Source organism: Devosia sp. UYZn731 (assembly GCF_040546795.1).
In the GTDB taxonomy this organism is placed as follows: Bacteria; Pseudomonadota; Alphaproteobacteria; order Rhizobiales; family Devosiaceae; genus Devosia.
The window spans coordinates 618,262-631,402 of the sequence record NZ_JBEPOL010000002.1 but is presented as its reverse complement, the minus strand read 5'-3'; the positions used below and the strand labels follow the sequence as shown (position 1 = coordinate 631,402).

13 protein-coding genes are annotated in these 13,141 nt (G+C 62.1%); 8 read left to right on the top strand and 5 right to left on the bottom strand.

The features are described from left to right. Positions 1-21: 21 nt before the first annotated feature. On the bottom strand, positions 22-906 hold the full coding sequence (locus tag ABIB57_RS07595; protein WP_354039630.1) for a DMT family transporter: 885 nt from the start codon (positions 904-906) through the stop codon (positions 22-24). Positions 907-996: 90 nt separating this feature from the next. After that, positions 997-1,929, bottom strand: a complete 933-nt coding sequence (locus ABIB57_RS07590) for a DMT family transporter (RefSeq protein ID WP_354039629.1) — start codon at positions 1,927-1,929, stop codon at positions 997-999. A gap of 175 nt (positions 1,930-2,104) precedes the next feature. Here ABIB57_RS07590 and ABIB57_RS07585 point away from each other — a divergent pair, with 175 nt between their 5' ends. Both ABIB57_RS07585 and ABIB57_RS07580 read left to right on the top strand, forming a co-directional pair. Continuing rightward, positions 2,105-2,917, top strand: a complete 813-nt coding sequence (locus ABIB57_RS07585; protein WP_354039627.1) for a class I SAM-dependent methyltransferase — start codon at positions 2,105-2,107, stop codon at positions 2,915-2,917. 179 nt (positions 2,918-3,096) lie between these two features. Then, positions 3,097-4,776 (top strand): vWA domain-containing protein, encoded by a 1,680-nt coding sequence (locus ABIB57_RS07580; protein ID WP_354039626.1) that lies wholly within the window; start codon positions 3,097-3,099, stop codon positions 4,774-4,776. Positions 4,777-4,930: 154 nt separating this feature from the next. Here the strand turns inward: ABIB57_RS07580 and ABIB57_RS07575 are convergent, their stop codons facing one another. The 3 genes from ABIB57_RS07575 to ABIB57_RS07565 all read right to left on the bottom strand — a co-directional run bounded on the left by ABIB57_RS07575 (position 4,931) and on the right by ABIB57_RS07565 (position 7,491). Then, a complete protein-coding gene (locus ABIB57_RS07575) occupies positions 4,931-5,659 on the bottom strand; it encodes a head GIN domain-containing protein (RefSeq protein WP_354039625.1) in 729 nt (242 codons plus the stop codon). Between the two features lie 117 nt (positions 5,660-5,776). Continuing rightward, positions 5,777-6,184: a DUF6855 family protein gene (locus tag ABIB57_RS07570; protein WP_354039624.1), complete on the bottom strand. Its 408-nt coding sequence runs from the start codon at positions 6,182-6,184 to the stop codon at positions 5,777-5,779. 95 nt (positions 6,185-6,279) lie between these two features. Then, complete coding sequence (locus ABIB57_RS07565; RefSeq protein WP_354039622.1) at positions 6,280-7,491, bottom strand: NADP-dependent isocitrate dehydrogenase; 1,212 nt, start codon at positions 7,489-7,491, stop codon at positions 6,280-6,282. Between the two features lie 133 nt (positions 7,492-7,624). Between ABIB57_RS07565 and ABIB57_RS07560 the strand changes: the two genes are divergently transcribed. The 6 genes from ABIB57_RS07560 to ABIB57_RS07535 all read left to right on the top strand — a co-directional run bounded on the left by ABIB57_RS07560 (position 7,625) and on the right by ABIB57_RS07535 (position 12,978). Then, positions 7,625-8,062 (top strand): MarR family winged helix-turn-helix transcriptional regulator, encoded by a 438-nt coding sequence (locus ABIB57_RS07560; RefSeq protein ID WP_354039620.1) that lies wholly within the window; start codon positions 7,625-7,627, stop codon positions 8,060-8,062. A gap of 51 nt (positions 8,063-8,113) precedes the next feature. Beyond that, a complete protein-coding gene (fabF, locus tag ABIB57_RS07555) occupies positions 8,114-9,397 on the top strand; it encodes a beta-ketoacyl-ACP synthase II (RefSeq protein WP_354039619.1) in 1,284 nt (427 codons plus the stop codon). Positions 9,398-9,461: 64 nt separating this feature from the next. Then, entirely contained in the window at positions 9,462-10,028 is a 567-nt protein-coding gene (locus ABIB57_RS07550; protein WP_354039618.1) for a GNAT family N-acetyltransferase, read from the top strand. A gap of 138 nt (positions 10,029-10,166) precedes the next feature. Next, positions 10,167-10,763 carry a GNAT family N-acetyltransferase gene (locus tag ABIB57_RS07545; protein ID WP_354039616.1) on the top strand — a complete coding sequence of 199 codons (597 nt, stop codon included), beginning with the start codon at positions 10,167-10,169 and terminating at the stop codon, positions 10,761-10,763. A 64-nt stretch (positions 10,764-10,827) separates the two neighbouring features. Then, a complete protein-coding gene (locus tag ABIB57_RS07540) occupies positions 10,828-11,631 on the top strand; it encodes an RNA methyltransferase (protein ID WP_354039615.1) in 804 nt (267 codons plus the stop codon). A gap of 75 nt (positions 11,632-11,706) precedes the next feature. Next, positions 11,707-12,978, top strand: coding sequence for an MFS transporter (locus ABIB57_RS07535; RefSeq protein WP_354039614.1), 1,272 nt, complete (start codon positions 11,707-11,709; stop codon positions 12,976-12,978). Positions 12,979-13,141: the final 163 nt, after the last annotated feature.

The following is a 13,141-nucleotide window of genomic DNA, read 5'->3' as shown; positions in this document are numbered from 1 at the left end:
CCGGTGCGGGCTTTGGCGTATCTAGAGCCCGCTGCGATAGAAGAAGACGCGCGGCTTCCAGCGGATTTTGGTTTTAGTGCTGAGCACGTTCATCAGGCCGGCGCCGAGGACGACGAAGAGACCACCGATCGCCAGGGCGTCGGGATATTCGTGGTAAAAGGCGGCGCCGAGGACAATGCCCCAGATCAACTGGCTATATTGGACCGGCGCCAGCATGTTGGCCGGCGTGACCTTGGTCGCAGCGATGAGCAGCAGGCCACCGCAGCCGCCAAAGGCACCGCACAGCGCCAGGATGCCGAACTGTTCCCAACTGGGCCAGACGAAGCTGGGTAGCATCATCGTGCCATTGAAGAGCACGGAATAGACCACGAGAACCCCGACCAGGGTGACGCGCTTTTCTGTTGGTGCGATATGGCGGAGGATGACGGTCGTGACCGCCCCCACAAGGGTGCTGGCAAAGGCTGCGAGGTGCCCCAGCCCCAGTTCGCGGAACCCGGGCCGCACCACCAGCAGCACTCCGGCGAAGCCGACCAGCAGCAAAACCCAGCGCAGCGGCGTCACGTGTTCCTTGAGGATCAGCACGGATAGCAGGGTGACGAAAATCGGCGTGGTGAAGGCAATGGCGTAGGTTTCGGCGAAATGAATGTGGGTGAAGGCGTACATGATGAGGGCAGTGCCGCAGATTGCCGTCAGGCAACGCAGCTGCACCAGCCAAGGGTGTGTCATCTTGAACATTTCGCGCCAACGCTCATGGCGGTTGGTGAGCGCGAGCGGAATGATGGAGAAACTGGTGGTGAAAAAGGCGATTTCGAAGACGGTGAAACCGGGACCGATGGCCTTGATTAGCGCATCGCCCATAGAGAAACTGGCATAGGCCACAAAAGCAAGAATGACGCCGATTGGCATCGAATAGTCCGGATACAGGAGGGACGGCGGGGATTGGCGTTACCATACAAGATCGCGGCGACGGCGTCGAGGACGAAGCTGTTGGTGGCGTTAAATTTCCGGTCCCTGAACTTCGGCAATGTCGGTCGGCGATGTGCCCTGGCGGGCGCGATATTCGGCATAGCGGCCGGCGATGCGGGCGCGGGCGCCATCAAGCAGGACATTGACGAGGCCCGACATGGTGACGACCGCCATGCCCACATAAGCCAGCGCGTCCGGATGTTCGGAATAGAAGTATGAGCCCAGCCCGATGGCCCAGAGGATTTGGATATATTGGATCGGCGCGACCTGGTTGGCGGGCGCATTGCGGGTAGCGGCGATCAGCAGGATATGGCCCATGCCGACAAGGCTGCCACTGAGGGCCAGCAGGGCGAATTGGGCCGGGCTGGGCATAATGAAGCCGGGCAGCATCAGCACGCCGGTGGCGACGATAAGATAAAGCGCGGGCAGGGCGATGAGGCTGACGCGCTTTTCGTCGCCCGCGACGACGCGCAGGACTGTGGTGCTGATAGCGCCGAACACGGCGCAGGCCAGGGCCGCCATGTGGCCGAGTTCGAGGTCGCGAAAGCCGGGGCGCACCACCAGCATGACGCCGCAAAAGCCGATGAGCAACATGGCCCACCGGGTGAGGCCGACGCTCTCCTTGAGCAGGACCACCGAGAACACGGTGATGAACAGCGGCATCATGAAGACCAGCGAATAGGTTTCGGCGAAGGGGATATGAACGAAGGCGTAGGTGACCAGCAGCGAGGACATGACGCCGCTGAACGAGCGCAAGTGCACCAGTCCAGGTCGGGTCAACTGGAAAGCGTCGCGCCAGCGCTCGGCCTTTGGTTTGGCAAACAGGGCCGGCAGCAGGGAGAAAAGGGCGACGAAAAAGCCGATCTCGAAGACGCTGAGGGTGGTGCCGAAGCCTTTGATGATGGCATCGCCGCCCGAATAGATCGAATAGGCGCCGATAGCGAACAGAACCCCGACGGGCATAACGACACCGATGGCTGGAGGGAGCAGGCGAGGATTTCAGCCTAGTCGGCACGGCCATTGCCGTCGACTGGAAAACAGGGTGTGCGCTCATTAGCGCGCGGCCGTCTGGATCGCGTGCGGGATACAGCCAGTTGTGCTAGCTTGCTGGCGATCCACTGGATGGCGGGTGAGAGCGATGCTGGAAACGGACCAGGTGTTCGCCGGCTCAATTCCGGAAAATTACGACCGCTATATGGTGCCGTTGATTTTCGAGCCGTTCGCTGCGGATATTTCGCGACGAGCGGCGTCTTTGTCGCCAAGCGCCGTTTTGGAAACAGCCGCAGGCACGGGTGTCGTCACCCGCGCATTGGCGCCAAAATTGTCCCCGAACGCGAGCTATGTGGTCACCGACTTCAACCAGCCGATGCTCGATTACGCCGCATCGCGACAAGCCGCCGACAGTCGCATCGACTGGCTCCAGGCGGATGCCCTGGCGCTGCCGTTTGAGGATAGGACGTTCGATCTGGTTTGCTGTCAGTTCGGCGCAATGTTCTTTCCCGACCGCCTATCTGCGTACCGCGAGGCAAAGCGCGTCCTGAAGCCCGAAGGACATTTTTTGTTCAACGTGTGGGATCGTATCGAAGAGAATGTGTTTGCGGATGACGTGACGAATGCTCTCGCAGAGGTTTTTCCGAACGATCCGCCGCGCTTTTTGGCGCGCACGCCGCACGGCTACCACGATACGGCACTGATCCGTCGCGAGTTGGAAGACGCGGGTTTTGCCCAAGTGGCGATTGAGACGAGGGCCGAACAAAGCCAGGCGTCATCGCCGCGAATTCCGGCCGTTGCCTATTGCCAGGGAACTGTTCTTCGTACCGAAATTGAGGCCAGGGACCCAGGGAAACTGGACGCCGCAACCGACTACGTCGCGGCCGCGATCGCCCGCAGACACGGCGACGGCGCGGTTAGCGCCAAAATTCAGGCACACGTCATCATGGCGACGGCCTAGGGGGTGGTGTTCCGGTGATCGCCACGTCATCATCGGGGTGTCGATGAAATTTCGTAAATGTCTGATAGTTTCGGTGCAGTCTGAACGATGTGTTCAGTTTGGCGTCAGCCGGCGCATGCTGTGTATTGCGTGATGTACTACAGTCTTCGTACAGACAAGCGAACGGAGGGGCTTCGCTCATGCGGTTACTTCACAAAATTCTCGTTGGCGCGGTTGCGGTCCTTGGACTGGCAATGCCGGCCATGGCCGCCGAGCGGGCGATCATCGTGCTGGATGCGTCGGGCTCGATGTGGGCGCAGATTGATGGCAAAGCGCGCATCACCATCGCGCGGGAGACGCTAGACTCTGTGCTGTCGACCATCTCACCCGATGTCGAGCTGGGATTAATGGCCTATGGCCATCGCAAAAAGGGCGATTGCGGCGATATCGAAATGCTGGTCGAGCCGGCCGCGGGAACCGCCGAGGCGATCAAGGCGGCGGTGGCGGATATCAATCCCAAGGGGATGACGCCGCTTTCGGACGCCGTGCGACTGGCGGCCGAGGATTTGAAATATACCGAGGAGAAATCCACGGTGATCCTGATCACCGATGGGCTGGAGACCTGCGAGGTCGATCCCTGCGCACTGGGGACTGAGCTGGAGCAGAAGGGCGTCGATTTTACCGTCCACGTGCTGGGGTTTGGCCTGTCGGATGACGAGGGCAAGCAGGTGGCGTGCCTGGCGGAAAACACCGGCGGCAAGTACCTTTCGGCGCAGGATGGCGCCTCGCTGGTGCAGGCGCTGACGGAGACCGTGGCCGAGGTGGCGCAGCCCGCGCCCGAACCGGCGCCCGAGCCAAAGCCGGCGGTTGCCGACTACAATTTCAAGCCGAGCGCCTCGCTGGCAGAGGGTGGGCCCGATATCGTCGATGACGCGGCCGACCTGGTCTGGACCTGGTACAAGGTGGCGGCCGATGGCGGCCAGGGCGAGTATGTCGGCACGGACTACTATTCGACCTTCAAGGGTACGCTGGAGCCCGGCGACTACATCATCACCGCGACCATGGGTTATGCGATCGCCAGCCAGACTGTGACCATCAAGGCCGGCGCAGTGGCTGAGCCGCATTTCGTGCTCGACGCGGCGGTGCTCAAAGTGCATCCGCGGCCGAGCAAAGGCGCCGATGTCGATAGCGACGCCACGGTCAATGTGGTGTGGCCCAAGGACCAGACGACGTTTTATGGTGAAGTCGATACCGTAGTGCCGGCCGGCGACATCACGCTCAATGTCAGCATCGGGGCGGCCAAGGTGGTGGACAGCTTTACCGCGGCGGCCGGCGAGACGGTGGACAAGGACATCGTGGTCGGCTCTGGCATTGCCCAGTTCCAGTCGGAATATGTGGAAGGCCAGCCGGTCGAGGACGATATCTACCTTGAGGTCTTCGAGGCCAAGAAGGCGCTGGATGGCACGCGCAAGTCGGTGATTTACGGCTATGGCGGCGACCAGACCTTCGATCTGGCGCAGGGCGACTATGTGGTGACCTATGACCTGGATGGTACCAAGGGCGAAATTCCGTTCAGCGTCAAAACCGCCGAGAAGACCGATGTGACCATTGTGCTCGATGCGGGCGTGCTGGCGGTGACGACGCCAGCCGACAACTATGTCGAATTGTTCAGTGCCACCAAGGACATCAAGGGCAATCGCCAGAGCTTCGACTATGGCTATGGTCCCAGCTTCGAAACGACGCTGAAGGCCGGCGACTATGTCATCCTCAGCCGCGATGCAGCGGGGGTGGATTTCGAGACGCCGGTGACGATCGTTGCCGGACAGCGCAACGAGATCACGCTGACGGCGCCGGCAGTGCCCACAGGCAAGAAGAAGTAGTCGGGTTTCCACAGCGCCGTCATTGCCCGGCCTGTCCGGGCAATCCGTGCCGCAGCGCGTGCGGCACGATGGATCACTGGGACAAGCCCGGTGATGACGGCGGGGAGAACCTCAATTCAAAGGGCGCTCCTTGACGGGGCGCCCTTTGAATTGGTCAGTCCGTGATGGTGATGTCGCCGCCGCTTGAGCTGTCCACGACTTGCTCGGCCGGGTTGCCGCCTACGGTGACATCGGCGCCGGTCGAGGCCTCGGCCTTAATGCTGGCGCTGGCAAATACGGAGACATCGCCGCCGCTTGAGGCGTCCACGATTGCGCTGGCGCATTGCAGGTCGGCGGCCTTGAGGTCTGCGCCGGTCGATGTCTGGGCGGTTAGGCTGGTGCAGGTGCCACCCAGACTGACATCCGAACCGCTGGAGGCATCGACGCGAACGGCACCGAGCGTTGCGCCAGTGATGGCGAGGTCGGCGCCGCTCGATGCGTTGATATCCAGATCGCCCTTGGCGCCGGTTACATCGACATCCGCGGCGGAACTGGCGCTGACGCCGGTCAGGGTGGGCAGGGTGATGGCTAGCGTGAGATTATTGGCGCCGAGCAATTGGCCGACGACACCGCCGTTGAAGATGAAGTCGAGAAAGTTCTGATCGACGCTGGCGCTCAGCGTATCGCCGTCAAGGGTGACTTCAAGCTTGTCGAGCAGGTCCTTGTTGGCGGATACGGCGTGGATGGAAAACGCATCGCCGAGCGTAACCGTGGCATTGATGCCGGTATTGACTTCGACCTTGGTAAACCCCTTCAGATCGAAATCGCGACTCTCGGCCATGGCGCCGCCGGCCATGGCCAGGGCGATCGAACCGGCAAGTGCAAATCGTAGAATCTGGCGCAAACTGGCCTCCCTCGAAGCAGGCCCGATGCTGGACCAGAGCCGGATATCGGAGGCGAAGCGCCCGGCCACAAGGGCTCGGACGAAAGGTTTTCACGCCGGCGTGATGAGGAGCGTGTCTCAGATGGCACGGACGCGATTGTTGCGCGGGCTGTGTTCAAGTTCGACCAGGCCGAGGACTTCCATCACCGGCGAGACGTAATTGGCGAAGCGACCGCGCAGGCCCTTCTTGATGCCGTACCAACCGCCGACCGGGTTATCGGCGGCGCGGGCCCAGGCTTCCACAGTGCCGGCCTTGGCGGGCTTTTGCTCGTCGGCATTGCCCAGTTCCATCCAGTCGCCATGGGCCTTGAGCATGGCGTGATAGTCTTCGATGGCGCGTAGGTGGTACCGCAGCTCGGTGCCGCCAGCGATGCAAACGAGCGCAGGTGGTGTGGCGTCGGCGGCGCGATAGAGGACGATGTCGGACGTGCCGGGTGGGGTCTTTAGAAGCCAGGGGTCGTCCTTGGTGCCGGTGCCTTGTGCCATGTCTGCCTCCTGCTGCGAGGCCTCATCCTAGCGGCATCAGCGACAAACAAAAAGGGCGGCGCCATGCGCCGCCCCGGAAGTCGAAACCGAAAAGCTTACGCCATGGCCTTCTGCAGGTTCTGGTCGATGGCGTCGAGGAAGCCAATGGTCGAGAGCCAGAGCTGATCGGGGCCGACGAGCAGGGACAGGTCCTTGGTCATCTTGCCTTCTTCGATGGTGTCGACGGTGACCTTTTCCAGTGTCAGCGCGAAGTTCTTGAGGGCTTCGTTGTCATCCAGCTTGGCGCGGTGGGCCAGGCCCCGCGTCCAGGCGAAGATCGAGGCGGTCGAATTGGTCGAGGTTTCCTTGCCGGCCTGGTGCTGGCGATAGTGACGGGTGACGGTCCCGTGGGCGGCTTCGGCCTCGACGATCTTGCCATCGGGCGTGGCCAGAACCGAGGTCATCAGGCCGAGCGAGCCGAAGCCCTGCGCGACGATGTCGGACTGCACGTCGCCGTCATAGTTCTTGCAGGCCCAGACATAGCCGCCGCTCCATTTGAGGGCGGAGGCGACCATGTCGTCGATCAGGCGGTGCTCGTACCAGATCTTCTTGGCTTCGTATTTTTCCTTGAACTCAGCCTCGTAGATCTCCTGGAAAATGTCCTTGAAGCGACCATCATAGGTCTTGAGGATGGTGTTCTTGGTCGAGAGGTAGCAGGGCACGCCACGATCGAGCGCGTAGTTGAAGGACGAATAGGCGAAATCGCGGATCGAGGCATCGAGGTTGTACATCGCCATGGCGACGCCGGCGCCGGGGGCCTGGAACACTTCGTGCTCGATGACCTTGCCATCTTCGCCGGTGAACTTGATGGTCAGCGTGCCCTTGCCGGGGAAGGTGAAATCGGTGGCGCGGTACTGATCGCCGAAGGCGTGGCGGCCGATGATGATCGGCTGGGTCCAGCCGGGCACCAGGCGCGGCACATTGGTGCAGATGATGGGCTCGCGGAAAATCACGCCGCCCAGGATGTTGCGGATGGTGCCGTTGGGCGACTTCCACATCTTCTTGAGCTTGAACTCTTCGACGCGCTGCTCATCGGGGGTGATGGTGGCGCACTTGATACCGACGCCGTATTTCTGGATGGCGTGGGCGCTGTCGATGGTGATCTGGTCGTTGGTGGCGTCGCGGCTTTCGATCGACAGGTCGTAATATTCGATCGGCAGATCGAGATAGGGATGGATCAGCTTGTCCTTGATCGCCTGCCAGATGATGCGGGTCATCTCGTCGCCGTCGAGATCGACGACCGGATTGGCGACCTTGATTTTGCTCATTCAATAGCTCCCTGAAATCCTGCAAAAGGCCCATCGGCCCGCTTCGCGCCCGTATAGCATCGCTGTGGGAAAGCGCAAAGGCTAGGTCGGCATGGGGGCTTGCCGTTCTGGCGTTCAACTTGACGTCGTGTATATGCACGACTATATGGCGACCATGCAGGATGATTTTTCGCGATGTCTACTATTGAACACGCGCATGGCCGCACGGGCCGTGACGCGGCGCTATGATCGCGAACTGCGTCCATTTGGTGTCACGGCGGCTCAGTTCACGATTCTGAGCACAATGTCGACCCGTCCCGGTCAATCGGTCACCGACCTCGCCAAGTCGATCGCCATGGATAGGACAACCTTATCGCGCAACCTGGATCTGTTGGAGCGCAAACGGCTGATCGCCGGGCGTGACGCGGAGAAGGGCAATGGACGGCTGGTCAGCCTGAGCGAAGAAGGCGCGGCGCTGGTGCCCAAGCTGTTGCCGGTCTGGCGTGGACTGCAAAGTGAGATGAACGCATTGCTTGGCGGTGACGCGATGAACGCGTTGATTGCCGGACTGCAGAGACTTCCCCAAATCTGATTACCGCAAGAGCGGTCGATCGCAATCCTTTCCCATGTTCAGGAGAACCATATGCTGAAGCCCGATCCGAATGATCCCATCGTTGTCACCGGCATGGGGGTTGTCAGCCCGCTGGGCGTCGGCGTGGGGACCAACTGGTCGCGGCTGATCGCCGGCAAGAGCGGGATCGTGCAAAACGACCGCTTCGATACCACGGACTATACCGCGCGTATCGCCGGGCTGGTGCCGACCAAGGACAAGGACCCAGAGGGGTTCGATCCGCTGGTGGCGGTCGATCCCAAGGACGTCAAGAAGATGGACCTGTTCATCCAGTATGGACTTGTCGCGGCCGCCGAGGCGATTGCTCAATCGGGCTGGGCGCCGCAAACCGACGAAGATCGCCGCGCGACAGCGACGATCATTGGCTCGGGCGTGGGTGGCTCGCCGGTAATGGCAAAGGCGGCGCAGCTGATCGCCGAGCGCGGGCCGCGGCGGCTGTCGCCGTTCACGGTGCCGTCCTTCCTGGCCAACCTGGCGGCGGGTTGGGTGTCGATCAAATACGGCTTCAAGGGCCCGCTGGGCGCGCCGGTGACGGCGTGTGCGGCTTCGGCCCAGGCCATCGGCGATGGCATGCGCCTGATCATGACCGGGGAGGCCGATGTGGCTATCGTGGGTGGTGCCGAGGGCTCGGTTGATCCGATCTCCATCGGTGGATTCGGTGCGTTGCGAGCGCTGTCATCGGCGCATAACGACGATCCGACCAAGGCTTCGCGTCCATTCGACGCCAAGCGCGATGGCTTCGTGCTGTCCGAAGGCTCGGCGATCCTGGTTATCGAAAAGCTCAGCCACGCCAAGGCGCGCGGCGCGACCCCGCTGGCCGTGCTGTCCGGCTATGGCACCTCGGCGGATGCTTATCACCTCACCTCCGGCTCGCCGGACGGCGAGGGGGCAATCACGGCGATGCGCAATGCGCTCAAGATGGGCGGGCTGACGCCGGCAGATATCGACTACGTCAACGCGCACTCCACCTCAACTGAAGTGGGCGACGCAGCGGAAATCGCTGGGATCGGCACGGTATTCGAAGGACGGGGCAAGGACCTTGCGGTCAGCGCCACCAAGTCGGCGACCGGGCATTTGCTGGGTGCAGCTGGCGCTCTGGCGGCAATCTTTTCGATCGAAGCTATCCGCCACGGCATGGTTCCCGCCACGCTCAACCTGGACCAACCCGACGAGGACGCAAACCGCTTCGATCTGGTGCCCCACACGGCCAAGGCCAAGGATTTGCGCCACGTGCTGGTCAACGCCTTCGGCTTTGGTGGCGTCAATGCGGCGCTGGTGTTCAGCCGCGCCGGCTAATCCTTGGGCCCTTGCAATTGCGCGACGCACTGGCAAAAGTGCGTCGCGACACTTGGGGGCTCGCATGACGCTTTATCCGGACTATCCGGTGCTGACGGAACGGCTGCGGTTGCGGCCTTTCACGCGCGGCGACGTCGAGGCCGTTTATGCCTATCGCCGGCGGGAAGATGTCGCCCGCTACCTGTTCGACGTGGCGCTGAGCCGCGAGGAATGCGCCATGGCGGTGCAGCAGCGCATCGGGCAAGTGGCGCTGGAAGTCAATGACGACAAGATCATCCTGGCGGTCGACGAGCGGGCCACCGGCCAGCTCATTGGCGAGGTTTCGCTGATCTGGCGCAGTGTCGAGGCGCGGCAATGCGAGCTTGGCTGGATTTTCAGTCCGGATCACCATGGCAGGGGCTTTGCCACCGAGGCGGCGCGCGCCTTGCTGGACCTGGCTTTCGGCCCCGGTGACATGCACCGGGCGATGGCGCGCTGCGACGCCCGCAATCTGGCATCATCGCGCCTGATGGAACGGCTGGGCATGCGGCGGGAGGCGCATTTCCGCGAGCACTCTATTGTGAAAGGGGAGTGGGACGAGGAGTTCATCTACGCCATCCTGCGCCGGGAATGGCAGGCGCGGCCGGAATGAGCGGACGACCGGTAGTGTTTGGTATCGATTCCAGTCTCGCCGGTTAGCAAGTTATTCCCAATCGCAGCAGGAACTTCCGCAGCCGAGGTCGCGTTCTTGACTTGGGCTTACGACGATGTGCGGGAGGATCGTGCCAAGATGACCAATTCCATTTTACCGGTGCAGACGGATCGGTTGATCCTTCGGACGTTTGAGCGCGGCGATATCGAGGGCGTAGCCGCCTATCATGCACTGCCCACGGTGCAGCGCTATGTCTTCAGCCGGACGCGCGACCGCTCCGAAGTTGCCGCGGCACTCAACATTATGCGCGGGCATGTCAGCCTGCAGCGGCCGGGCGATACGCTGACGCTGGCCATGGTGCGCAAGGGTGACCAGCAGATCATCGGGCACGTGTCGCTGCATTGGTCCGACGCGACAGCGGGGCAGGGCGAAGTCCGCTTCGTCATCAACCCCAGCTATTCGGGGCAAGGCTATGCCAATGAGGCGATTTCGGCGCTGCTCGACCTGGCGTTCGAGCATTATCGCATCCATCGGATTTTCACGCGGTGCGACGGTCGCAACCACCATTCGATCAAGCTGCTGCAGCAGATGGGCATGCGGCTCGAGGCGCATTATCGCGAACACGCGCTGTTCCAAGGCGAATGGGACGAGGAACTGCATTTTGCCATCCTCGATCGTGAATGGCAGCGGTCGACGAAGGTCAAGGACTTGCCGCCGCGCCACCGGGTCGCCTAGCCATCCATTTGCGTTGGCATTGGCAAATGCGCTATGTGCGCCTCTATCCGCAGGATGAGGCGACATGGCTGGTACAGATTCATCGATCGAGATCGTTCTAGCGCCCGGACCGGCGGTAATTTTGTGCGAGCCGCAGCTTGGTGTGAATATCGGTACCACCGCCCGGGCCATGGCCAATTTCGGACTGTGGGACCTGCGGCTGGTGCGCCCGCGCGACGGCTGGCCCAATGAAGAAGCCATCAACGCCGCCTCCCGCGCCGACCATGTGCTGGAGCGGGTGCGGGTGTTCGAGACGCTGGAAGCGGCGATCGGCGATCTAACGCTGGTCTATGCCACCACGGCGCGCTCGCGCGATTTGCAGAAGACGGTGTTCGGCCCAGATGAAGCGGCAACGCGGCTGGCGGCGCATATTGGCGCCGGCCATGGCGCGGGCCTGCTGTTCGGTCGGGAGCGCTGGGGCCTGCTGAACGAGGAAGTGGCGCTGGCGGACGCGATCGTGACGCTGCCCGTTGAGCCGGCTTTCGCCTCGCTCAATATCGCGCAGGCGGTGCTGCTGATGGCCTATGAGTGGCGGCGGCATAGCGCTGCGGGCAGCGCGCTGCCGTTCGGCGACACTATGGCCGACACGGCGCCGCGCGAGGAACTAGTGGGCTTGTTCGGGCATCTGGAGGATACGCTGGACCGCTCCGGATTTTTCACTGCGCCGGACAAGCGGCCGACGGTGGTCAACAATCTGCGCACCATGCTGGCGCGGGGGCAGTTCACCAGTCAGGAAATCCGCACCCTGCGCGGGGTGATTTCATCCATCGACCGCAAGCATGAGCGGCCCAATCCCAACCGACAGAAGCCGCAGGGTGACAAAACCTAGGAATCGGGCGGGGCAGACGCATTTGGGCAGTTCCGCCTTTGACTGCGGCAAAAGGTCGTGCGATGGGCTTGTGCCATGAGTACGCTCGCCCCCCACGATAAAAGCAGACAAGCCTTTTCCTATATCGGCTTCCGGTTTTTCTGGCTGACCACGCTGCTGGTCAGTTTCGCCGTGCAGATCATGTCGGTGTCCATCGGCTACCAGATTTACATGGTGACGCGCGAGCCGCTGCTTTTGGGGCTGGTGGGGCTATGTCTGTTCTTGCCCGCGCTGGTTTTGATCTTGGTGACGGGCCTCGTCGCCGACCGGTTCAATCGTCGCCGCATCATGGCAATTTGCCTCTGCGTGGAACTTGCCTGTGCGATCAGTTTCCTGCTGTTCTCCAATGCCCAAGCCCATGAAATCGCGCCGCTGTTCGTGATTTTGGTGGTGCTGGGTACCGCACGTGCGTTTTGGGGACCGGCGGCGCAGTCGCTGGCGCCCAACCTGGTGCCGTCCGAGGCGCTGTCCAATGCCATAACGGTCAATGCCTCCGCCTGGCAGTTTGCTTCGATTGCCGGCCCAGCACTGGGTGGGGTGCTTTACAGCTTTGGCCCCGTGGTCGCTTTTGGCACCGGGGCAGTCTTGCTCGCCTGCGCGATCGTCAGTGTGATGCTGATACCGCAGCCGCCGAAGCGCGAGTCGCATCAGGCGACCAGCGTTGAAACCCTACTGGGCGGGTTCAAATACATCTTCGCCAACAAGGTGGTGCTGGGCGCCATTTCGCTCGACATGTTTGCCGTGCTGATGGGCGGCGCGGTGGCCATGTTGCCGATCTATGCCACCGACATCCTGCATGGCGGCTCGATTGCCAATGGGTTGCTGCGGGCAGCGCCGGGTCTTGGGGCGATCGTGATGGCGCTGTACCTGACCAAGTTTCCAATCCGCAACTTTGCCGGGCGGATTTTGTTCGTTTTCGTGGCGCTGTTTGGGGCATTCACGATGGTGTTTGGAGTCTCGACGTCGTTGTGGGTCTCGATCCCGGCGCTCGCCCTGGTGGGCGCATCGGACATGGTGAGCGTGACGATTCGCGAGACCATCATGCAGTTGTGGACGCCCGAAGAGGTGCGTGGGCGCGTCAACGCGGTCAATTCGGTGTTCATCGGGGCCTCCAACGAATTGGGCGAGTTCCGGGCGGGAACGGTGGCGCATTTCATCGGGCCGGTCGGGGCAGTGGTGATCGGGGGCTTTGGCGCCATGGCGGTAGCCGGCATCTGGAGCCAGATTTTCCCCGGCCTGCGCGAACAGAAGACGCTTGACCGCAAAATGGTGCACGATGGCATCGTCGAGCCAATCGCCAAAGCCTGACCGGCTTGACTTCGACCCATGTCGCTTATATGACGCCGCTACCTATCCGGGCCTCATGGCCCCTAGGCGCACCCGGGATCTCCTCATATATTTGGGATCTGTCGGTCATCCGGTTTCCGGATGGCAGAGGAGGGCGCGATCCATTCGACTTTTGAAAAGGATA

Bases quoted from the DNA above. Each gene is read 5' to 3' on its own strand.
- ABIB57_RS07595 (WP_354039630.1), bottom strand. From the start codon at position 906: ATGCCAATCGGCGTCATTCTTGCTTTTGTGGCCTATGCCAGTTTCTCT.
- ABIB57_RS07590 (WP_354039629.1), bottom strand. From the start codon at position 1,929: ATGCCCGTCGGGGTTCTGTTCGCTATCGGCGCCTATTCGATCTATTCG.
- ABIB57_RS07585 (WP_354039627.1), top strand. From the start codon at position 2,105: ATGCTGGAAACGGACCAGGTGTTCGCCGGCTCAATTCCGGAAAATTAC.
- ABIB57_RS07580 (WP_354039626.1), top strand. From the start codon at position 3,097: ATGCGGTTACTTCACAAAATTCTCGTTGGCGCGGTTGCGGTCCTTGGA.
- ABIB57_RS07570 (WP_354039624.1), bottom strand. From the start codon at position 6,184: ATGGCACAAGGCACCGGCACCAAGGACGACCCCTGGCTTCTAAAGACC.
- ABIB57_RS07565 (WP_354039622.1), bottom strand. From the start codon at position 7,491: ATGAGCAAAATCAAGGTCGCCAATCCGGTCGTCGATCTCGACGGCGAC.
- ABIB57_RS07560 (WP_354039620.1), top strand. From the start codon at position 7,625: ATGCACGACTATATGGCGACCATGCAGGATGATTTTTCGCGATGTCTA.
- fabF (WP_354039619.1), top strand. From the start codon at position 8,114: ATGCTGAAGCCCGATCCGAATGATCCCATCGTTGTCACCGGCATGGGG.
- ABIB57_RS07550 (WP_354039618.1), top strand. From the start codon at position 9,462: ATGACGCTTTATCCGGACTATCCGGTGCTGACGGAACGGCTGCGGTTG.
- ABIB57_RS07545 (WP_354039616.1), top strand. From the start codon at position 10,167: ATGACCAATTCCATTTTACCGGTGCAGACGGATCGGTTGATCCTTCGG.
- ABIB57_RS07540 (WP_354039615.1), top strand. From the start codon at position 10,828: ATGGCTGGTACAGATTCATCGATCGAGATCGTTCTAGCGCCCGGACCG.
- ABIB57_RS07535 (WP_354039614.1), top strand. From the start codon at position 11,707: ATGAGTACGCTCGCCCCCCACGATAAAAGCAGACAAGCCTTTTCCTAT.